This window comes from Chitinophaga polysaccharea (assembly GCF_007829335.1).
Taxonomy (GTDB): Bacteria; Bacteroidota; Bacteroidia; order Chitinophagales; family Chitinophagaceae; genus Chitinophaga; species Chitinophaga polysaccharea_B.
The window spans coordinates 265,663-289,375 of record NZ_VIWO01000004.1; the positions used below are offsets into that span (position 1 = coordinate 265,663).

10 protein-coding genes are annotated in these 23,713 nt (G+C 45.0%); 9 read left to right on the plus strand and 1 reads right to left on the minus strand.

The window, feature by feature from the left end; all coding sequences use genetic code 11:
* Positions 1 to 9: 9 nt before the first annotated feature.
* Positions 10 to 852 carry a universal stress protein gene (locus FHW36_RS15715; protein WP_145670517.1) on the minus strand — a complete coding sequence of 281 codons (843 nt, stop codon included), beginning with the start codon at positions 850 to 852 and terminating at the stop codon, positions 10 to 12.
* Between the two features lie 552 nt (positions 853 to 1,404).
* On the opposite strand from FHW36_RS15715, the gene FHW36_RS15720 reads away from it, so the two are divergent.
* The 9 genes from FHW36_RS15720 to FHW36_RS15760 all read left to right on the plus strand — a co-directional run bounded on the left by FHW36_RS15720 (position 1,405) and on the right by FHW36_RS15760 (position 23,445).
* Positions 1,405 to 3,948, plus strand: coding sequence for a TonB-dependent receptor (locus tag FHW36_RS15720; protein ID WP_145670518.1), 2,544 nt, complete (start codon positions 1,405 to 1,407; stop codon positions 3,946 to 3,948).
* A 5-nt stretch (positions 3,949 to 3,953) separates the two neighbouring features.
* Positions 3,954 to 5,060, plus strand: a complete 1,107-nt coding sequence (locus tag FHW36_RS15725; RefSeq protein ID WP_145670519.1) for a DUF928 domain-containing protein — start codon at positions 3,954 to 3,956, stop codon at positions 5,058 to 5,060.
* A 3-nt stretch (positions 5,061 to 5,063) separates the two neighbouring features.
* The gene (locus FHW36_RS15730; protein ID WP_145670520.1) at positions 5,064 to 5,588 is read left to right on the plus strand and encodes a hypothetical protein; all 525 of its coding nucleotides are present in this window, start codon (positions 5,064 to 5,066) and stop codon (positions 5,586 to 5,588) included.
* On the plus strand, positions 5,585 to 12,148 hold the full coding sequence (locus tag FHW36_RS15735) for a hypothetical protein (protein WP_145670521.1): 6,564 nt from the start codon (positions 5,585 to 5,587) through the stop codon (positions 12,146 to 12,148). The genes FHW36_RS15730 and FHW36_RS15735 overlap by 4 nt, the downstream gene beginning before the upstream one ends.
* A gap of 18 nt (positions 12,149 to 12,166) precedes the next feature.
* Complete coding sequence (locus FHW36_RS15740) at positions 12,167 to 12,955, plus strand: hypothetical protein (protein ID WP_145670522.1); 789 nt, start codon at positions 12,167 to 12,169, stop codon at positions 12,953 to 12,955.
* Between the two features lie 93 nt (positions 12,956 to 13,048).
* Positions 13,049 to 21,565, plus strand: coding sequence for an RHS repeat-associated core domain-containing protein (locus tag FHW36_RS15745; RefSeq protein WP_186452476.1), 8,517 nt, complete (start codon positions 13,049 to 13,051; stop codon positions 21,563 to 21,565).
* Positions 21,566 to 21,922, plus strand: coding sequence for a hypothetical protein (locus tag FHW36_RS15750; protein ID WP_145670524.1), 357 nt, complete (start codon positions 21,566 to 21,568; stop codon positions 21,920 to 21,922).
* 433 nt (positions 21,923 to 22,355) lie between these two features.
* Positions 22,356 to 22,691: a hypothetical protein gene (locus tag FHW36_RS15755; RefSeq protein ID WP_145670525.1), complete on the plus strand. Its 336-nt coding sequence runs from the start codon at positions 22,356 to 22,358 to the stop codon at positions 22,689 to 22,691.
* A 214-nt stretch (positions 22,692 to 22,905) separates the two neighbouring features.
* Positions 22,906 to 23,445, plus strand: coding sequence for a hypothetical protein (locus FHW36_RS15760; protein WP_145670526.1), 540 nt, complete (start codon positions 22,906 to 22,908; stop codon positions 23,443 to 23,445).
* Positions 23,446 to 23,713: the final 268 nt, after the last annotated feature.

Sequence of the window (23,713 nt, forward strand, 5' to 3'; positions counted from 1 at the left end):
ACGCTTACATTAACAGGTTGCTCCCGGGGGTAAAGACAGCAAAGGGATATTAGCGTTATATGCCAGTTTTTTAGAGATACTGTTATGAAATAAAGACGCTATAAAACCGCGCTCCTGCGGTACTACCATCAACAGGGACGCGTGGTGACGATTGGAATAGTCGAGTATACCTTCTACTATATCATCTTCCCTGACATAATCAAAAGTAGCATTATACTTTTCAAAAATATTGTGTAGGTTGGTAATCGCCTCCTTCGTTTCCACGTCATATTTTTCATCCTTTTCTTTGGCAATATTAAGCACCTGTACATCTACAGGGAAAGCATCCAGGAATTCATATAGCTGATGTACCGGGACGCTGCTATGGTCTTTCAGGTCGGTAGCAAAAACGATAGATGTCATCGGCTTCGCCAAAGGGGTATCTTTAGGAACTACCAATACAGGTACCCTGGCTTCGGCAATCATCAGCGAAGAAGTACTGCCCAGTAATAGCCGTTCCAGTCCCGATCTGCCCGATACGCCCATCACCAGGATATCTATACCCTGGTGTTTACAAAAATCCTTTATATGTGCCGGCAGGGAGATATCCTCGGCCATCAGTTCAATGGGAATATGAGGCACCATAGGCTTAATCCGGTCCTGCACCAGTGCCAGGTTTTCCATGCCCTCCAGGTATATCTGCTGGCTTTCCTTGGTACTGCTTACCGGTAAATCGGTGCCCATCACCACGGTTTGGTAAGCGTGGTAGAGAATGATCCGCTGGATATGTAAAGGATCAGCTATCTGTGCGCCGTATTCGGCAGCCCGGAAAGCGTTTTCTGAAAAGTCGGTGAGTATTAGCATTGTTTTCATAAACCAGTTGATTTTCTGGTGAATAAACAGATGGAGGTCTATACAAGATAAACAACCGGGAGGTGTATATGTTCATTACAGCAGTTTACTAATTAATTTTATCTACGAAGCGTCACCGGTATTGGACTATTTTTATCTTGCGTATAAATTTAGTTATAAATAATTTTTGTTTTTTAAAATAAACTTTAGCTTTGTGATTGTTCGTTGACTCGCAACCCTTTTGTTCTGACTTGTAGAGTTCTCGTACATACGTTTGTTAAGCAGGTTTATTATTGTTATTCCGTTTTAAAATCCTATATCATGAAGTATTTTGTACGTAGCTATCATCGTGGTAATCCGCTCATTTATTCAGACCAAAGTCCATTAACGTCCAGGTAAATCACAAACCCGGATGAAGGTATTGATAAATGCCTGAAAAGACTGTCTGTGCATATTCCTCTCTGTTTATTGCTGGTAGGTGTCTTTTAGTAGTCAGGACACATCATTAGCCCTCAACAGAGGTAACCATCTGTGTTTATTTCTTAGCATATTGTATCCCCCAATTTAAACTGTATGGCAAAAGCTATAGGGGCGTTGTTTGCGTGGATGTTGATTTCCGCGTCCGTACATGCTCAAATTACCAGTAAAATATCTTCTGTAAACAAGGCGACCGGTGGCGCAGTCAGGATCACTTCTCCCATGGAAAATGATATGCTGCAAAAGCTGATGGCAGATTCATTGAATAAGCGGAATGCTCCCGGTATTTATTCCTCCACGGTGAAGCAACTGGGCCCGGTGGTGCCGGGTGTAGGAGCGGCTCAATACCTGCAAATACCGGTTAGGCAGCAGTTTTCCGCCTATATCAGTAACTCCTTTGGTAAACAGCAACTGGCGCAGTTGCAACAGGGGATGAACCTGGCAAAAGATTCTAACCGTGTTAAACAGTATATCAACGGAAAGTTGAGGGGTTTTTACGCGCTGAGAAATGATGCAGGTATTGATCAGCTACTTGCCAAAGGCGCTTATAAGAATGATTTGAAGGGACTTACGCTGGGCGGATTTATTGATAACAATCCCGGAAACTCAGGTGTAGCTGGCATCAATGCCCGGCTGGACGATCAGGTGATGATAAAGAATATACCCATTAATATAGGGTATTCCAATATTTCAGGGCGCAGCGTTTGGGACAATGACATGATTAACCAGTCGCTGTTTAAGTTTTCTTTTGATAAAGAAGCTTATGTAAAGCGCCTGAATGGTATCGTAGAAGAAAAATACAACCTCAAAAAATATTTCCTCGATGATATAGATATTGCCGGAGCGGTGAAATCATTTGTGGATGACCGTTTGGCATCCATACAGCAAACTATACCTGATATAGGCGCACCGCAGGCCGCCGCATTTAAGGCGTTGTTGAGCAGCGATCATATTATCCAGCTGGATTCCCTGCAGATAAGAAATGAATTGTTACATAATCCTGCTCTTTCACTCACGGAAGCAGACCTCGATCCCCAGGTAGCTAAGCTGCAGGATAGTTTAATGCGGCATATGGGAGGAAAAGATAGCCTGTTAACCGGGCAGTGGGAACACTTACGTACTGCCAGCGCAGCCAGAAGCTACCTGGAAAAAGTATACCAGCTGAAGAAAGATGTGGGAGAAGGACTACAGGCGAAGGCTGTTATTGCGGATCAGCGTATTACGGGAAAACGCATCAGCAGTGAAATGGACCAGGAGGCCAGCAAGGTAAGGAACATAAAGGATTTGTTACCACTGGGTATGTTGCAGAAGTTACTGCTAAGCGCAAAGCAGGTAGATATCGGAAATATTGCAGCCAGCGGAAGTAAGGGTGGTGTCCAGGACTTATTTATGTCAGGTATACAAACTTCTTTCCTGGATAAGGATAAATTTTTAATGCTGGGTGCCGGTAAGCGGATGGATGGAGGGATGGTAAAAGATCAGCCATTCAATTCCTCGCTGGATCCGGGTGCTTACAGTATGCAGTTTTTGCAGACGGGTAAAGGAGATATCGGTGCGCCTCATAGCCATGCAGGCGTGGTAAATGCCAACACCAAAAGTGATAACCGCCGGCAATATTCTACGTTGAACCTGCCCCGGAATACATTTGTAGGCGCATTTTCCGAAGATGTAAGTGTGGGTAAATACGGACGTATTGCGGCGCAGCTGTCCAAATCCAACAATAGTTTCAGAAATTCCGCCACAGGAAATGATCCTATGGTAGCCTCCAAAGCCGCCGTACTGGGGATGTTCAACGACTTTTGGGAAACCTTGTCTGTGGGGCTCGATTATAACGGTAAAGTGGATGAGTGGAAACTGACACAACGTGCTTACATCAGCTATTCCGGCCTGGGATATAATAACCCTGCATCTCCGGGGGCGGGAAGAGGAACTATCCGTTATGGTTTGCGGTTGAAGCGCAGCTGGTACAAGAATAAGATTTCGGTAGGCGTACGGTCGGATTTCCAGGATATCAGCGCTTCGGCACTGACCAATAGTAAATGGAGAAACCGGCAATTTGCCATCGACGGTCGTTGGAAGTTGAACCGTAAGTTGTCATTCGACGCCCACTTTAACCAGTCGGCCATGAAGAGCACCGGCGGAGATAAGCCGGGCCAATTGCAATATCTCACCCGCCAGTTATCTGTCGGTTCCCAGGTAAACGGCGCTGTATGGTCGTTGCCTTTCAACAGTAATGTAATATTAGGTTATCAGCAGGTAGATGTTTTACCCCAGCATAGTACGATGTTAAACCTGAACCTGAATCACAACTTCATAATAAATACCCATGTACTTTCCCTTAACCTCTTTTACAATAAGGATATTAAAGGAGAGGCAGTGTATGCCAACCTGCTCACGCTGGAATCCGGGTGGACCTACCAGCTGTTGCGCAAGCTGAATTGTTCCAGTGGCCTTACCTACCTGGATAACAAGGCGGTAGTGCAGCAGGTGGGGATCAGGCAAACAGTTGGTACCAACATCCTGCCGAAACTGAACATGAGTATGTTTATTGATTGCCGGAAAAATTTGTTAAATACCCCACAAAACTATCTGTTTGGCAATTTCAGAAGCGAGGTGGCTTTCTCTTACCTATTGAATTGAGTTTTATGTTGAAGTTATATTCTGGAGTGATATTCCTCTTCCTGCTACTTTTTACCCAAACTTCCTATGCACAGGTATCCTTTGTTTTTATACCTGAAATGCAAGGGCGTACCCTGGATGGCCTGATGCAGGTGAAGGTGGCCAATCCTGCCGGTCAGTCGCAAATGGTAACGCTTACGGTTAGGGTATCCGCTGCAAATGCCGGCGAGGTGGTAGCTATTAAATCGGTCGCTTTTCAACTGATGCCGGGCACCAATACTTTGCCCGCAGGTCTGTTTTCCCGGGCAGCTATACGTTTCGGCAACAACAAAATTGCTACGGTGTGCCGGCAGTCCGGATATTTTACGGAGGGTGATTATGAGTATTGTTTTGAACTCAATCCGGCAGATGCGTCGCACCAGGGCGAAACGATCGGGGAGCAATGCTTTGATTATTACCTGCAGCCATTTACACCACTTATCCTGATCAATCCCGCGGAGGAAGATAAAATCTGTAATAAACGGCCGCCTTTTTTCTGGCAGCCTTTATTGCCATCCATTCCTGGTGTACAGTACCGGATGATATTAACTGAAGTGAAGCAAGGGCAGGCAAAGGTAGAAGCATTAAATTATAACCTGCCGGTGATCAACCAATTCAACATTGCCATGCCTATGTTATACTATCCACCACTGGCAAAAGACCTGGTGGAAGGCAAGACTTATGCCTGGCAGGTAACCGCCTACAAGAATGATATGATGCTGGTGAATTCCGAAGTATGGGAGTTTACAGTGGAATGTGAGGACAACAATGTGAAAATTGTACCGGAGAGTTACCGGGATATCGATGATCTCACCAAAGGTAATTTCTACCTGGCTAAAGGAAGTATACGGTTTGCCGTACAAAATACCTATGCAGACACAAAGCTCGACTATTCCATTCGTTGTATCTCCAACCCGGAGCAGCAGGTGAAAAAATTACCAACGGTAAAATTGAAATGGGGTAGCAATAACATACTCATACCGCTGTATGATAACAAATCATTTGTAGATGGATACTACTACCTGCTCGAAATAAAATTGCCCAACGGCGTAGAAAAACGCTTGCGGTTCCTTTTTAAAAGTGAAACAGAATAGGAGATGAAGCAACTATTATTATCAGGAGCGATTTGCGGAGTACTGTTTTCCTGTAATCAGCGGGAAAAAGTAGCAAAAACCCTCTATAGCAACCAGAATAAATCACTGATACAAGAGCTGCATGCGGGCGATGTATCGATGTCAACCACCTATTTACCCGTTCAATGGGAGCGGGCATTAGGACGAAATAACCCAGATGCGGCTAGTGAAATAAGTTTCAGGTTAAATATCCAACTACCCAAAACAGCGGATTACAAACAAAGAACAGGTGTTGCCATCATGAATGTAGACACGTTGTTTGGGCTGATTACCGGCAGCGATACGCTACTGCCTTTAATGGCGCAACAGATCGCCAATGGTAACCCAGTGGCGCCGGAATACCTGGTCACTTTTAAAAGAGCATTGCCTGAAAGGGGGGCGGTGATGCGACTGGTTTTTAAAGACTGGATTTATACCAGTCACCGGATGGAGTTCCCTTTTGAAGTAACCCGTATTGAAAATATTGACTCTATAAGTAACAGGCTATGATATTTGGTAATATTATATTCAGAAAGTCCATTGCAATTTTTTTCCTGGGTTTGCTGACGGTACAACTGTTGTTACCAACGGCTGCCAGTGCACTGACTTCCGGTCCTGCCCAGCCGGAAGCCAAACAGTTTGCCACTGCTGGTACCAGCGATATGGTGGATCTTTTTACAGGAGGATTTAAGTACAATGTTCCGGTCATGGACATAGATGGTTATCCCATCAATTTGAATTACAGTTCCGGCGTGGGAATGGATGACGAGGCCAGCTGGGTAGGCCTGGGCTGGAACCTGAATGTGGGGGCTATTAACCGTGGATTAAGAGGGCTGCCCGATGATTTGCTCGGTGATGAGGTAACTTCCGAGCATTATGTGGCGCCCAAAATTACCGTAGGCGGAAAGGGGACTTTAAAGGGAGAATTTAGCGGCTGGGGCATTGGTAAATTAAAAGGCTCAGTATCGTTAGGGGTATTTAGTGATACCTATACAGGCATGGGGGCAGAGTTTGGCGCTAATGCCGGGTTGTCACTCACAGAAGCAAGCAGTGGAACCTTAACATTGGGATTGGGTATTAATTCTAATACCAGCGAGGGCGTAAATCTTACACCCAGTCTCAATTTATCGCTTTATAACGCCAAATCAGAAGACCTCGTTAATAATAGCCTGGGGTTGTCGCTTGGCCTGGGATATAATACCCGCCAGGGTTTAAAGAACCTGACGCTCACGCAGTCCTTCGGTTTTACTACCACTGATATTGCCGATCCTACTAAGTCTGGCTCTGCCAGTTATGATGTGGGAGGAATCGGTTTCAGTTTTAATACGCCGGCATTTTATCCTCAAATCGGAATTCCCTATAAAACAACGAACCGCACTTATAGTGTAGATCTTGGTGGGATGGCGTTCCTGTGTTTTACAGGAGGAGGATTGACCGGGTATAAATATAAAAGAGAGATCCAGCGTCGCACGAACAAGAATCCTGCCTTTGGCTTTTTATATGCCAATAATGGAACAGATGTGCCCAGGGCGATGATGGATTTCATGCGGGAGAAGGATAATCCCGTGGTACGTAATATCCCCAATATTGCCGTGCCTATTTCCACGCCGGATGTATTTTCTTATTCCAGCCAGTTGGGTAGTGGACAGTTCAGGTTATATCGTGGCGGAAATGGGGTGGTGTTTGACCCGGCGGTAAATGATGTAACGAATACGGCCACCGCTGGTCTGGATCTTGGATTTGGCGGTATTTTCCATGGTGGCGTAACTTTCTATAAACAGGATGTAAGTAATAAAACCAACAAATGGAAGAATGATAATAATTTCCTGGCAAAGGGGGACTATAAGAATGAGGAGACCCAGGGAGAAGAGCATGCTTATTTTAAGCAAATGGATGAGAAGAATGTAGGAAACCTGGCTTATGAACAGGCAATCGGAGGTGAGGGAGTAATGCATGTAAACCTGAATGGCCTCCAGGCACAGAGTGAATTAAAGAGCAAGAATAATGAAGTGACCACCATTAGCGGATCATATGCTAAAAGAGGGCGACAGGTACGCCGCACCGCTATTTCCTACCTCACAGGTACGGAAGGCGCAAAGGCAGCCGTGAGCAAGGACGTAGAAAGTTATCCCGAAAATAAGATCGGTAGCTTTACTCCTGTTATCCCGACATCCGACAGGGCAACAAAAATCAGCCGAACAACAGGCACACGGGCTAACCACCTTTCTGAAATCACGGTTACCGGCGACGATGGAAAGCGTATGGTATATGGGGTACCTGCTTACAATAATTTCCAGGAAGAATATTCCTTTGCAGTAGATCCTGCTAAAAAAGTTGCAGGAGATATCAACCGGAACCTGGTTGGTTTTAACCTCGAAAGCGATGGTAGTTTCAAACATAATTATCCGAATAGTGTAGATAAATACTTTCACCGGGAAAGACAACCTGCCTATGCTTCTTCCTTTTTGTTATCAGCGGTGCTGTCGCCTGATTATGTGGATGTAACCGGCGACGGTATTACGGACGACGACCTGGGAACGGCGGTAAAGTTTAATTATACCCGGACGACCAGCACTTATAAATGGCGTACACCGGGTGAGCCGGGGAAAGCCCTGTATAACAAAGCCCTGAATGCCGATCCGGATGATGATAAATGCAGCATTGTATATGGTGAAAAAGAGTTGTGGTACCTGAGTTCTATAGAGACGAAAAACAAAATCATGTTTTTCATTACAGATACCCGTAAAGATGCCCTGGGGGTTACCGGACCAACAGGTACTTTGGATAAATCTGACGGAAATAAACAGCGGTTGTTGAAAGAGATACGTTTATATTCGAAGAAAGATCTTACCACACCTATTAAAACAGCCATATTCGATTATGACTACCTGCTTTGCAATAAGATACCGAACTATGATACTTTGAACGTTGGTACAGGTCGTGGAAAGCTTACCCTGACAAGCCTGGCATTTGCCTATGGCTCTTCTTCCAAAGGGAAACATTTTCCTTATACCTTCAAATATAAAGGCGGCAACCCGGACTATGCCTATCTCTCTACTGACAGGTGGGGAAATTATAAACTGCCCAATTCCAATAGTAATGCAGGATTCGGTGCTTTACGCAACGATGAATTTCCTTATAGCACGCAGAAAAAATCCGATGCAGATATAGCGGCTACTTCCTGGAATCTGACCAATATCAATTTGCCCACCGGAGGAGATATCAATGTCACTTACGAATCGGGCGACTATGGGTATGTACAGGATCAACCCGCCATGCAGATGGTGAAGCTGGTGAATGAGTATGTGAATAGCGATGGTGCGCGGGTAAATAATTTATTTGATGCAGCAGGTTTTGTGGTGCAGCTGGATAGAAGTCTTCGCGGAAGTTCTGATGGGGAGAAACTGGCAGATTTTACGAATAACTACCTGAATGGTACCAATAACTTTTATGCGAGGCTATATGTCAATGTGAGTGATAATGCAAGTGGCCTGGTAGATGCCAACTGTGATTTTGTTTCCTGTTACGGAGAGGTGGTAAAAGTCATTGACAGGGGAGGAGGGCAGGTCTGTGTTATATTGAAATCGATGCAGAATGGCAACGTGAGCTCTAATCCTTTTATCTTTTCCGCCTGGCAGAAGATGCGAACGGAATACCCGATGTATGCTTACCCGGGGTATAAGAATCGTGTATCCGACGATATGCCTATAGCCGCCGCGCTTTCTGCTATCGTCAATTCCCTGGGTAATCTGCGGGAGATCACCGAAAACTTCTATGCCAAGGCAAAAAGAAAGCGTTTTTCGGCATTAGTCGATTTTAATAAGAGTTATTGCCGTCTCGCCAAAGCTGATGGTATTAAGGTGGGAGGTAGCGCCAGGGTAAAACGGGTAATCATATCCGATGCCTGGGGTACTATTACCGGTGCGCCTAATACGGAAGCTACTTATGGGCAGGAATATACGTATACCACCACCTGGAATGGAAAAACGATTAGCAGCGGTGTAGCCAGTTATGAACCACATGTAGGTGGTGATGAGAACCCACTACGTTTGCCGCTACGCTATTCTGAATCGGTTCGGGGCGGATTGGATAATTATTTTTACCTGGAACGGCCATTTGGTGAATCGCTATACCCCGCGCCGGTGGTCGGATATAGTAAGGTGGTGGTGAAGGATATCAATCCTGCTACAGGTACGGCAGACGTTGCGCCTAAAACGGGATGGGTACAACATGAATACTATACTGCGAAGGATTTCCCTGTACAGGTAGATTATGACCATAGTCCGGACATTTATAATTATGATTCCAAAGGCTGGTTTAGTTTCCTGGGGGCGGATATTGTGCATGAGCAGGTGTTATCACAAGGATATGTGGTGAAGTTGAATGATATGCATGGCAAGCCCAAAGCCGAGCGGGTATTTAACCAGTCGGGCGCAGAAATCGCCAGCACCCTCTATTACTTCAATGCCAGGAACCTGGATGCAGGTACACAGGCGCTTGTAAATAAAGTAGATGTCGTGGATGAGAAGGGTAATATCACAAAAGACCAGGTCATTGGCCGTGAAATAGAAATGACGACGGATATGCGGGAACAGGAAACTGCCAATATTGGTAAGAACCTGCAGTTTGGTGGAGATATCATACCCTCGCCGATCCCTGTCATTCCTTTTATTCCTGTTCCACACTGGCCCAGTAGCAAGAATAACGAGTATCGGCTGTTCCGGTCGGCAGCCGTTTTAAAAACGATACAGTATTCGGGTGTATTGGATAAGGTCGTGAAAACGATCAATGGTTCTACCGTGACCACGAAAAACCTGTTGTTTGATGCGGTAACCGGCGACCCGGTGGTAACCACTACCAACAATGAGTTTGATGATCCGGTTTACCAGGTAAATATCCCGGCTTACTGGACGTACGCCGGAATGGGCGGGGCTTACCGGAACAACAACTTGAAAATTGGTATGTCTACCGGGGCTTACAATGCCATCAATGCTGCATTGACCAGCTTCCTTACGCCCGGCGATGAGCTGATAGATGTAACACCAGGGAATAACCATTATTGGGTGATTCGAACAAAAGCCGATAAAGAGTCGGCTCCGTCACTGAAGCTGATAGATAGAGGAGGATCTACCGTTCGTGTAGCTGAAGAACGCCAGATGAAAGTATGCCGCTCAGGCTATCGTAACCTGCTAACTGCCCCGGGAGCTTCTTTTGTATGTTTGAAGAACCCGGTAGAGAATGGCGTATTCCGTTTCAAAACGGATGAAGAGCTGGCGTCCATGAATGTACTGGATGCCAAGGCAACGCTATACGACCAGGAATGGGCGGCCAGGCTCCCTTGTATGAGTATCCCTGCGGGATATGACTATGAACGGCCAGACCGGGATGCCTATATCCGTAGAACGCATATACTAACGGATAGGTTGAACCTTGCTAAGGCTCCCAACAATCCTGCTGAGCATGGAGAGGATGGCGCCACGTTCTTTGACTCCAATGGGAACTTGATCATACACCGGATGGATCCTTATTGGTACGGTAAGTTAAGAAACATCGGTGCATGGCCACAATCTGCATATGACAACCAGAACTATTACACTTATGAAACCACTATTACTATCCCTCCGGCCAGTGCATACTCCATTGGATATGGTGCAGATGATGAAATTATCATTACCCTGGATGGAACCTGGGTGGGCGGCCTGACTGGAGATGGCGAAGCCAATCATACGCAATGGCAGGTAATAGGCTTGAATACCCAACCTGGTAAACACAAATTAAGAGTAAGAGCCCGCAATATTGCTGCGCCCAACCGGGCATTTGCCATGGAGATTTACAACGTTGGTATCGGACAAATTGCGCAAATGTCTAACGCGGCGGCCAATGTAATATATTCCACCACAGATTGGTTTACTTATCCGCCCAATGCACTGGAAAGTACCGATATAAATGGATTAGATACTGTAAGATTTGAACAATACTCCATACCGATAGACTACCGGGTTAATCCTTACCAGCTGGGATTCCTGGGTAACTGGCGCGCACAGGAAGGAAAAGCCTTCCTCGTGAACAGAACAGGCCAGCAGCTAACTACGCCGGCTATCCGAAAAAATGGCGCCTATCAAAACTTTACTCCCTACTGGTATTACTCCGCTGCTGCTGGTGGTTGGGTAAAGAGTAATAGTAATAGCAGCAGATGGGTATCCACTGGTACCACCAGCCTCTTTGATGCCCAGGGTAATGGAATTGAATCGAAAGATGCCCTTGGTATTTTTAAGAGTGCGCTCTATTCCTTCAACAATACCGTGCCTGCTGCCGTATCAAATAACGCGATGCAGCGGGAGATTTTCTATGACAGTTTCGAAGACTATGACTATCGCAGTGCCGATATCATGTCCAGAACCTGCCCCAGGGATAGTTGTAACATTTTTAGCAGGATACAGGAAACCGGCCAGCAATACACCAACTGGATCGATAACCAGGTAGCTCACACCGGTAAGTCGAGCCTGAAGTTACCGTCGCCATTGACGTTGTATGCTTATGTTCACAGCGACGTGCATCACACACAGCCTTATCTCGACTTCTCCAAAGAAGGAGAATACCAGCGTATTTTATCTCCGACCCTTTACCCTAGAGGATTTAATCCGAAGCCTAACGCTTTGTATATATTTTCTGCCTGGGTGAAGGATGCACAACCTGCCGGTAAAAACTCTGATTTTAAACTAGGCATCAACGGCACGAATTACGATCTCACAGTGGCCGCTGCTGTGGAAGGGTGGAAGTTGGTAACGGCCTCGTTTTCCGTACCTGCAGGTAAACTACAGGTACAACTGAGTGCCGGAAGCAGCACTACCCGTGTAGACGATATCCGCATTTTTCCAGTACAGGGCAGTATCAAAACATTTGCTTACGATCCGAAGAACCAGCGATTGATGGCAGAAATGGACGACAACAACCTGGCTACCCTATACGAGTATGATGACGAAGGCACTTTAATCAGGTTAAAGAAAGAAACAGAAAGGGGGATTATGACGATCAAAGAAAATCGTTCATCCTACCGTTCAAAAAACTAACTGATTCAACATTGTAAGATGAATAAATATCTGAGACCCGGAAAACTTATTATGTTATCACTGGCGGTAATGCTGGGCGTAGGCGCCTTCGCAGGAATGCCCCTGTTGCGGACCTGGTGGACACCACAGCCGGTGAAGGATGCCCCTGCCGAAAACCCGCGGTATGGAGAAAAAGAGGCAGCTATCCTGAAAGAACTGATAGCCGTTTACCGGCGTATGGATAGCATACCTGTACTGGAAACAGGAGGGAAAATTGTGGCTACGGACCCTGCCAACCCTTCCGATGATTTACGTACCGATTTTAATTACCAGCGGAAAAATAGCCTTTTGTATTATCAATTGGGCGAAAGCGAGATGGTACAATTGCAAGACGTTAATATTTCTACCAATAAATCTGTTAACAGGATGTTTGTAACCCCGCCCCAAACGATTACTACAGTCGCGCATTTGCCGGTAGACAGCATCATCGCGCTCTGGGAAGATGATAGCTATGCCATCAGTACCAGGGAGGTAGATCAACAGGTAACCGTTTCTTTTTTATGCGAGCAGCATGCCTCCTGTAAAGAATTGAAAATTACCTATAACCGTGCTTCCCGGAAGATGAACGGCATGTACATGCGGTTGACAAATCTCTCCGACCCATTTAATAAAGCGTTGGATCGTGTAGTAGATATCACTTTCAACCGATGGGAAGAAGGAAAGGTCAATGATAGCTATTTCATGCTGTCCCGGTACCTGAAAAAAGATGGCAATAGCTGGCTGCCAGCCGGTGCCTACAGCCAATATAAACTGATTTCAACACTGTAAGGTGTTAACCTATATTCACCATTAATGCCCCTACCTATGGGTTGTAGAAAATTTAATATCTTTTGTATCCGGGCTGTTGTTAGCTTATTGCTGATGCTTAGCATCTCGGCTGTTGTGAAAGCACAGGTAGAATCCTATCAGCAACAATTGCATGGCCGGTTCAAAAAGGGAGATACGCTGATCATCAAAGATGAGAAGTTTAAGAATGATGCATACAACTGGAGTACCATTAACAATAAGCTTGTAAGCGACATCATTACTTTCGGCTTATACAAGGATTCGGTATACCAGCCGGAAAAACCATTTAAGTGCGATCTGGACCTTAAAATTGAATACTGGAGCCAGCCGGACCAGGAAGATCCGATTACGATCGATCATGCCAGTTTGAAAATAGACTTTGATACGGCGGCAGCCGCACCGTTTCAGGCAGAACAGATCTATACCTTCAAGAATGCGTACAAGATAAAACTGACGATAAATAATATCACCAGTAAGGAACTGGGAGATGAATTGCCACCTATTTTTATGCTGAAAGGACAGGTGATTGTCGACCGCCAGTATACGTCAAAGAAAGAGGAAGCGCTGACGATGTCCGCATTTTTTAGTGTAGCCGACCCGGGTACAGAGACAAATAGCCAGATGCGCGGCCTGGCAACGCCAATGGCCGCCCCCGCAGCACCGCTTTCCGACAAGGTTAATGTTAACTGGAACGAGGTGGTGCCCGGCCAGGAGTACGACCTGGAGTGGACTTATATCGACGAAGAATCAGACAATGGACGGTTCATTACTGCCAACCGGGCAACTATTACCGATGCACAGCTGGAAGGTATGTTCCGGAATAACGCTACACGTATCACTACTTCGCAACATAACTATGATATCACGTTGTTACATAGCAGCAAGTACCTGCTGCTCCGTGTACGTTATGTGCTGTATGTAGATGGATTCCGGGAAGAACACCCATGGACCTACCAGGTAAAACTGGCAGGGGGAGACGTGGCCAGGGTACTGGATATTTCCTGGCACCTGCCCGGTTTTAACTGGCAGTTTAGCGCCAGCTATGCGGAAGAAGGGAAGAAAAAGGAAGTAGTGAGTTATTTCGATGGTACCCTGCGTAACAGGCAGACCGTTACCATCAATAACAGCGATAAGAAAGTAGTGTTGCAGGAAAATGTATACGATGAATTTGGCCGGGTAGCCGCTAACATCCTGCCAACACCTATAGATAACGACGTCTTTAAGTATTACCCCAATCAAAATCTTAATGGCGCCAAAGGTGTTTATACTTATAAGGATGTTTACAACAATACCACCGGAAGTTGTGTAGTAAAACCAGCACCGATGGATATCAGCGCTGGTGCGTCCCGTTATTATTCTGCACAGAATCCATTCCTGGGCAAGGATGCATTTACGCAATATGTACCGGATGCTGGAGGATACCCACTATCTGTAACGGCTTATACCAACGATAATACAGGCCGTGTACGTGTGCAGGGAGGGGTGGGTGAAACCATGCAGCCCAACCAGGACGAAAGCCTGAATCATGCCACGAAGTATTTCTACGGCAAACCAATGCAATGGGAATTAGACCGGCTTTTTGGGCCGGCGGATGCAGGAAATGCATCTCACTTCCTGAAAAATATGACGATCGATCCCAATGGGCAAATCAGCATCAGCTATGTGAACAGCAGTGGGAAACCGGTTGCCACAGCGCTGAGTGGTAATGCACCAGATAATGTATTGCCATTGAGCTCTAAAGGCCTGGCATCTACCACAGATACCCGTATATTGGAGCCGGAGTCTTTTGTATTTGATCCGCAGGAGATGAAAATAAAAGGGACTACTACTTATCTCTGTGCAGTGCCTGATCATAATGCGAGTATTAAATACCGTATCGAAAAGTTAATTAAGCGTTACCGGGAAAATAATGTGGACATCTGTAGTAACTGTTATTATGAACTGAAAATAAATGTATTTGATGATTGTAATAATAAGATAGATGCGAACACTGCGGCCATAAAAATAGGCAGCACCGCTTCTAATTGTAATGATGAAGGAATTGTCGAGAACTCGTTTACCGTCGATCTGCAAAAAGCGGGCGAGTACACAGTTACTTTTGAGCTGGCATTGAATCCTGATGTGATCACTGCCTATACCGATGACTTTATTAAAAGGAATACTAATCTCAGGGTTGAATTTTTCTACATCATGGCGCAGCTGAGGAAGACTGATTTCTCCGGCTGCTTCAGTGATTGTAGTAATTGTGAAGTCAATCTAGGTACGAAAGCGGTTTTCCAGCAAAAGGTAAACCAACGTTTAACTGATAATAAAGTAGAAGTAACTAAAAATGCCACTGAATTAAATGCCTGGAGCAGCGGGCTGTATGATGCATTATTAGCTACCTGTAAGGCTTCCCAAACTAATTGTGGTAGTGGTCCTTGCGACGAACTAAGGAAAGTGATGCGGCAGGATGTAACGCCGGGTGGCCAGTATGCGCTCTTTGACTCCTATGGTACCGCATTGGAAGAGGAAATTAATGTACTGTCACAGTCTTTCAGAAAAGTCTTTCCTCCATTGCCATCAACTTATACCACGTATAAAGATGCGAAATTCATGAAACCCGATGGTACGGAAACGTCTCCCTATGATTCATTATTTACGCTGAAAGACCTGGTAGACAACTGGAGGGACGAATGGGCCGATAAATTCGTATTTTATCATCCGGAATATTGCCAGTTGCAAACCTGCGAGGCGTTAGCCACATACAAGAAATGGGATGCGAAAGTACAGTCGATGTGTTTAACCGCGGCAGACCTGCCAAAGTATGTCGGGAAAACGTATGATCCGGCAGATGCACTCTGGTTATTTTCAGCAGATCCCTTTACGGCGAATACACAGTACCAGTCCCAGATTGGCGATCTGGCTACGGCTTTGAACATTTATTCTTCCAGGGAAACACCTTTTGCCGGTTATGGATTTAATTCGAAGAGCCTGAGCAAGTATGTAGATTATCTATTGTATTGCAGCGATAGCCTTTCTAATATCAGTACCGGCGCTAATACAGGGCTGATTGCCAGGTGGAATAACTGTACTCCCCAGGCGCAGTGCCGGGTAATTGACCGGGAATGGGCGTTGTATGCCCGTTATTATTTCCAGTTAAAGGAAAAATATTATCAGCAGATAGCTGACCAGCGTTGTGGAACCATGTGTAAGATAGGCCGTCCGATAGAGGTGTTTTCCAATAATTGCCCGTCTGCAACAGATTTTGCGATTGTGGCCGATACTGCTAATTGTAGTAGCTCAGAACAATCTGTGCGCATCATAAACAATGGACAACCAATAAGAGTAACTACGCGGGTGGTATTAGGATTTCCGTACTATGCCAGTAGAGGCACAGCGGTCGCTGTTTTCCAGCCGGGAGATCGCCAGCAGAAAATTTGTATATACTCCGGGGCGCCACTGAATGTGGTAACAGTGGATACCGTTTCCTGTGCCGGGTATACATCTTCCAGTTTCCCGCCATCTGTTATTTACGATACGGTTTCTTGTACGCCTGCATATACGCTACAGATAGATACCCTGTTATTAAGCTTTGCCAAGACCACCGGGCAATCAGCAGTTCTGAGCAGCGGCGCTCCTCAGTCGGCCCGCTTTGTCATTCACCTGACAGAGCCTTTTGCTCCCGGTAGTATAGTGTTATTTAATGTGACGATCAAAACTGTAGGTAAAACAGAAGTGAGAACCGTTACGTTGACCGGCCCCAATGCATATGCTTACGAGTATTTCACCGGGTTTTACTCAGGAGATCCCATGCCGACTGTTACCATCAACTGGAGAAAATGTGTTAGCAGAAGTCCCCTTTCGTGTTCGCCGCTCTATAAAAATAAGGTGTCGAGACTGGAACGAATAGACAGTAAATCATATCCCAGCAATGGCGATTCCCTGGCTATTGATGGCAAGCTGAAGGTAACAGCCATGATCGCCGATAATTGTGAGGCCAATGCAGACGCCTGGATCCGGCAGTTGGGCAGCACTTATCCATCAACAACATTGGCGACACTACGCCAGAAACTGGTGGCAGTATGTAAAAACGGAGGAGATGTAGCGCATGTTAACGGCGCCAGTGCTGCTACCCCTGTAGCTACCGCCGAAGGATACCGCTCCTTCAAAGACGCCATGCTGGGTGTGTTAGGTGCAACATCCATGAAGATGGATTGCAACCCCTGGATACTCAGTAGCCCGTATCCATATAATGTAAAGGCACAAACGGTTGAACAGACGATTGATGTCTCCAATACCAGCATCTGTAGCCGCTTGTCGGCGTTACAAACAGAATATGCCAGCCAGGGCGCAGGCAAAACATTCTGGCAGTATCTGTCTGGTAAGTACGGGGCAGCTATGACGCTGACCCAGGCAGAGCTGGACCAACTGGTAAAAAGTTGCAGCAATTGTCGCTACCTGATCGCTTCAACGATAACCCTGCCGGTGTTCCTGGATGGTGATCCACAAGCCAAAGGCTGCATCACCGGTACGGAGTATAATGCTGCTATGACAGCGTTATCGCAGGAGCCGTGGAATGGTGGGCTGGATGTGAATCATGCCAATTATGAAACGATTGTGACCACTTACCTGAACCATCGCTGGGGATTTGCGCTGGGATATGCCGACTACCTGGCATTCAGCCAGAAAATAACGGCGGAAGGTACTACCGCGATATTATGCAATAGCCCGGTATATAAATCGCAGGATATAGATCCATTCAGTTGTATGCTGGATATGCTCGATGGAGCAGTGGTGAGCGGAAGGCGCCGGTACAGCGAATATGTTGATTCTGTAAGGCAGGATTTTCGCGCCCGTTATGTCACCGTATGTAGCGGCGCCAAATCGATCGTGAACCTGAAGGCCATGCAGCAACAGTATCATTTCACACTTTACTATTATGACCAGGCGGGTAACCTGGTAAGAACTGTGCCACCGGAAGGCGTAGATGTATTGGATGATCAGCGGCTAAATAGTACCACTACGACTATCCCGGCGGATTTCACCTGTAACTATACAGGACCTGTTCAGAATGCCGATTTAACCAGTAGTCTCACTGCCCTCAATACAACACTGGATAGTAAGAATACCTCCACCATCGAAATGTGGATCAAGGGGCGGGCTAGTGGTGCTTCCCGCGTTATTACGGCTACCACAGGCAATAAGTATTTCATTACCACCTGTCTGAGCAGCACCTATTGTTATGTAACCATACATAAGCTGGATCCGGTGGGGGCGGATGTGTCCATTACCAATACCAATGATATTGCGGTACCGGTGAGCGCTTTCCCAACGGGCAGCTGGACACACCTGGCCCTGCAGGGCGATTTTGCCGGTGGTCCTATGAGTTTATATGTAAATGGAGAGCTGATGTCGAATGACACCAAAGCGCCATTTTCACCCTGCGAATGGGAAATGACGGCTGGTCCATCCGGTACTACCATTACCCAGGACCTGGCGGATCTTAAACACCTGAGAATATACAATAAGGAGTTGACTTCCGGGGACATCTATGCTAACTCCCTGGAACCTTGTATGAACGTAGCTGCCGGGCAAACCGCACTCACCATGTGGGCGAGGTTTAATGTGCCGGCAAACGGTGCACCGGGAACCGTAGGAGGGCCTAACTCCAACGTGGAAGTAAGGCCTATGCCGATAGCGCCTATGCATAGGCTTACTACCGATTATGCCTATACGTCGCTCAACCAGGTAGTGTCCCAGAAAAGCCCGGATGCAGGCACGTCGAACTTCTGGTTCGATTATAAAGGCAGAATGGTAGGTTCGCAGAATGCGAAACAGGCCAAGAGCGCTAAATATAGTTATACTGCCTACGACCAATTGGGGCGCATCATCGAAGTTGGAGAAGTGTTGCCTGTATATTCCGTTCCATCGCCTGGATTTATGGGGGATCTGGATTATTCCTACTTCCTGACTATCAACAATGGGAAGCCTGATTATGTAGAAACTATATATGATCTGTCGACCCTGCCCATACAATATGGTTACCAGGAGTTCCTGCGCAACAGGGTGTCAAGAACTACGCATTACAGCTATAATGCACAGGGTGGGCTGGTAACAGATGATCGCCTGTATAGTTACGACCTGCTGGGCAACGTTAAGTCTACCTGGCATAACAACCTGAAAATACAGTATGGCAGAACAGACTATAACTATGACCTGGTGAGTGGAAAGGTAAATACCGTATTATATCATCCTGACAAAGATGATCAATTCTACTATGGTTACGACTACGATGCAGAAAACAGGGTTATTGCCGCCAAATCGGGTATCGCCAGTGTATCGGCCGATAAATGGACTATTGCCAACCCTGTTACAGATGCCGCCTATCGTTATTACAAGCATGGACCGCTGGCACGTACGGAGCTGGGTCGTAACTCCATACAGGGCTTAGACTACGCTTATACGCTGCAAGGCTGGTTGAAAGGTATTAACGGCAACTTCCTGCTGCCAGGTACCGAAATGGGGAAAGATGGTAACACCGGTAGCCCTACTGCCAACTTCGCTAAAGACGTGGCAGGGTTTAGCCTGGATTATTTCCAGGGCGACTATAAGCCTATTGGCGTAACGGGTACTGCTAATCCTTTCGCGCTACAATGGAGCGCCCAAAGTGGCGACCTGGCCGGGCAAAACCTGTACAACGGTAACATTTCGCACTCAGTATTGTCACTGAAAGGTATCAACAGCGGCACCCCGGTAGGCTACAGCTATCGGTACGATCAGCTGAACCGCCTGAGAACTATGCGTCAGCATGCGCTCACCAATGCTGCCACTACCTGGGGCATGGCACAGAAAGTAGATGCCTATGCGGAAGATATTACGTATGATGGCAACGGTAACATATTAACGTATAACCGCAATGGCACCGGTACTACGGTAATGGATCAACTGACCTACCAGTATCCACGCGATACCAAAGGCCAGCTTACGAGCAACCGCTTAAGGTATTTTAAAGACGGCGTAGCCGCGCAGGTATATCCTGGTATCGATGTGTTTGATCAACATCCCGCTGCCTATGTGCAAAATGCCACTGGTAATGCAGCGGGTGACTACTACCAATATGATGAAATTGGAAACATCGTTAAAGACACGACTGGGGGGATATCTGACATCCAGTGGAATGTATTTGGCAAAATTTCCAAAATCACCAAACCTGGCGTTGTCATTGAGTACTTTTATGATGCCTCCGGCAATCGTAGTATGAAAGTGGTAACCGCTGCCGGCGTGAGTACCTATACGATCTACGAGCGCGATGCCCAGGGCAATGTATTGGCTACCTATGAACAAAAAACAGGCGATGCAAATATTACGTGGAAAGAACAGTATCTTTATGGAAGTAGTCGCCTGGGAAGCTGGAAGCCTAATATGAAACTGGCCGGTACCGCTACTAAAGATGCGCTGTGGACAGCTATCAATAACCGGGACTATGAAATTATCAATCATCTCGGAAACGTATTGACAACGGTGAGTGATAATAAAGTGGCTTCCGGAGGTTTGTATGATGCGACGATTACCAGTGCCGTGGATTATGCGCCGTTTGGCATGCAGCTCGTGGGAAGGAAAATGAATGGAAGTTCTTACAGGTATGGATTTAATGGGAAGGAGAATGATAATGAAATCAAAGGTGAAGGAAATCAGATTGACTATGGAATGCGTATATACGATCCACGCATAGGCAAGTTCCTGTCAACAGATCCTCTCTCAAAACAATACCCACATTATACGCCGTATCAATTTGCGGGAAATACACCTATTCAAGCTATAGATCTGGATGGCGCGGAGGAATATCATTTTACATATATAAAGGATAAGGATGGTAATACACAGCTCCGTTATTTAGGTAAGAATGATATTGTTGATCGGGTTCTGGTTGGGTATAGAAGTTCTCATAGTACCTACAATGATGCGCCTGTTCCTGTGTATGAAAATCGTGTAAACCAGCGTCAACTATTTACTGTACATACTACATATGATGAGCCAATAGATAGGTATGGTGGACTTGATGCCAAACAGCCCCAAGAGTGGAAGAATTTTGATGTAAGGACGTTTTATAACTCTTTGGAAGACCTTTCGAGTGGAAAGAATGGGCATAGATCTTTGGCTGATATGTTGGGTATTACTGTGGCTAAGTATAATGGCGCAATAGGGCCGGAGAATGCAGCATTGCCAGCTGGAGGATTAGGAAACATCAAGGGTGGAAGTAGATTTAGGGTAAATATTTATGGTGAAGGTGAGGCAGCTGGATTTGCTGATATAGCTGTTAATCCTAGATTTGCAAATGGTAGGGCATTGTCGTCAACATTTGCAAATGGTTCTGCTGAGCAAATAATAATAAATAATTCACCTTTATTTGAGCAAGAATTGTCTGAAATAGGCAGGTTGTCTCGTTCAGGTACAACGATTACTTACTCTGCTGCTGATAGTCCGTTTTTCTCAAAGTTATCCAATTTTTTAAAGGACAAGGCTCAGTTGGTGTCAGAGAAATCTCAGACAATGCTGCCTGGTACGGCTGATGAATTTGTTCAGAAAACGGTTCAATATAAAATGAAGTAAATGAGCTCAGAATTAGAATTACTACTTGCCAAGCATCCCGATGTTAGAATAAATAATTATTCAGATGACATAGTATCTATTGAAAAAGGGATAATATTTTTGTACGCTAATTGGAGCCATGCTATCGTACAATTGAGAAATTTAATACAGTCTTTAGTTGGCGCTATTAGCATACCTCTATATTTTTTTGATATAGATAATCCAGATTCGCTACCTTATTTTGATAGAAATGGATTGCGTTCTGATGGTTGGGGTGAAACATATTGGGTAAGAGATGGAAAGATTGTTTCGACCCAGAAAAAATATAATTCTCAGAATATTGAGGAATTAATTTTAAATAATGCGTTGTTGAAGTAGAATCGACAAGGATGGTCAAGCATTTTGGCCATCCTTGTTTATTAATGAGTATACGTTTGTTGAATTTTGCATCTCTGATAAAGACAGCTATCATAAGTACGATGTAGGATAGATCCTGTTTATTGAATAGCTTTGAATTTTACGTTATTGATCAAAGCATCGAGTGCATATTGGATACATTTTTTATCCTGATCAGGGAATTTAGAAATATCATTCAACCGTTTAAGTATAGAGGGGCCTTTTAAAAACTTCCTGCCTTCGGACTCACCCAATAAGTACCCGACAGAAGCTCAAGACATAGGGAAAAACTTGAGGGTAAAAGATGCGGGTGTGACAACAATAGCTGAAAATAATGGAGCTGCTGTTTTGACAAGGGGTGAAAACTATTTACCTTTTTAAAGGCATCGAATAGAAATGTAAGAACTTATTAACTATGGGTATATATAATATTTTGAAGTTGAAGAGTTGCTCTTGTCCTAATTGTCAGCATATCCAAAGCTGGGCTATTCAATTTAAATATGGTGATTGTTGGCGGCATGAATATAATTTATTTGACGAATTAGTATGGGATAGGAATGACGTTGGTGTTCGAGCAGCTTCGATCGTCTTAGTAGAAGGAATAAGTGAAGATACTTGTCAGAATTGTTTGAAGGGAGATTTTTATGCACGTATTTTTATTGATGATAATAAAATAGTTACAGCCTCCCTAGTGATAAAGAATATTTTATTTCCAATAGATAGCGATGGAGATTATTTGATAATTAACTAATGGAGATGGTACATAGCCTCAGCATTAATAAAACCCGGTCAGTTGACCGGGTTTTATTAATGCTGAGGCCCTCCGATTTATCGGGCCAGTGCGAAGTATAGAAATCGGGGTTATGACCATTTGTTCATTCTTATTTTAATGCTAATACAGGGCGATTGAAACCTAAACCACTGTCACAGTATGTAAAATCACCCGATAATATTAATGATAACTTATGGGGACAACTTCAGAAAACAGTATCGCAAAAAGTAGAAATATCGCAGGAACCTACCGTAAAGCCATATGTATTGCAATAACGATATGCATTTTTTATAGTAATGTTTGGGCTCAGTCATTTACAAAAGAAGTTAAAATGATTCAAGAGAAATGCAAATCCTTGATTACAAAGTGTAAATGTGAAATCAGTAAATTTTCGGGAGATAGAAATATTTATTTAAAACAGATTCGAGGAGATTATAGGACGACGAAAAGCGCAGCAGATATGCGATGCTTCTCTCTGGATTTATGGGTTTATGGGAAGAAACTTTCTCTTGATTCAATATATTATGCTAATATTGAAAATGATGATTTGCTATATATAGGTGATTTTTTTGAGGGTTCATATACACTCTCGGGAGATCAGATACAATTAAAACTTACGTTTATAAACAGTGCTTTAAATACGTCTGCGCCATCAGATCATACTTTTCTAATTGATTTTGATAGATCCAAGAAGAAGTTTATTCAGACGAAACTAAAATTTGCAGATGAGTAGCGCATAGTGTCTTCCAATGAGATTATAAAGATAACTTGCCGATTGCTCGTAACGTCTGATATTGATGCTAGATAATTTTTTTGCTGTTAAAGAATTAACTAATAATTGTAAAGGCAGGTTAACGGACATACAGGTAGCCGTTCTCCAGGCGGGAAAAAGGCACCGGTATTGTTCTGAATGTCGACCGGAAAAGATATCTGAGCACGAGCTGGGATGAACTGTACCGGTTATTTGATAACATTTCAGTAGCAAAGGAGTATATCATTAC

Bases quoted from the DNA above. Each gene is read 5' to 3' on its own strand.
- FHW36_RS15715 (WP_145670517.1), bottom strand. From the start codon at position 852: ATGAAAACAATGCTAATACTCACCGACTTTTCAGAAAACGCTTTCCGG.
- FHW36_RS15720 (WP_145670518.1), top strand. From the start codon at position 1,405: ATGGCAAAAGCTATAGGGGCGTTGTTTGCGTGGATGTTGATTTCCGCG.
- FHW36_RS15725 (WP_145670519.1), top strand. From the start codon at position 3,954: ATGTTGAAGTTATATTCTGGAGTGATATTCCTCTTCCTGCTACTTTTT.
- FHW36_RS15730 (WP_145670520.1), top strand. From the start codon at position 5,064: ATGAAGCAACTATTATTATCAGGAGCGATTTGCGGAGTACTGTTTTCC.
- FHW36_RS15735 (WP_145670521.1), top strand. From the start codon at position 5,585: ATGATATTTGGTAATATTATATTCAGAAAGTCCATTGCAATTTTTTTC.
- FHW36_RS15740 (WP_145670522.1), top strand. From the start codon at position 12,167: ATGAATAAATATCTGAGACCCGGAAAACTTATTATGTTATCACTGGCG.
- FHW36_RS15745 (WP_186452476.1), top strand. From the start codon at position 13,049: ATGCTTAGCATCTCGGCTGTTGTGAAAGCACAGGTAGAATCCTATCAG.
- FHW36_RS15750 (WP_145670524.1), top strand. From the start codon at position 21,566: ATGAGCTCAGAATTAGAATTACTACTTGCCAAGCATCCCGATGTTAGA.
- FHW36_RS15755 (WP_145670525.1), top strand. From the start codon at position 22,356: ATGGGTATATATAATATTTTGAAGTTGAAGAGTTGCTCTTGTCCTAAT.
- FHW36_RS15760 (WP_145670526.1), top strand. From the start codon at position 22,906: ATGGGGACAACTTCAGAAAACAGTATCGCAAAAAGTAGAAATATCGCA.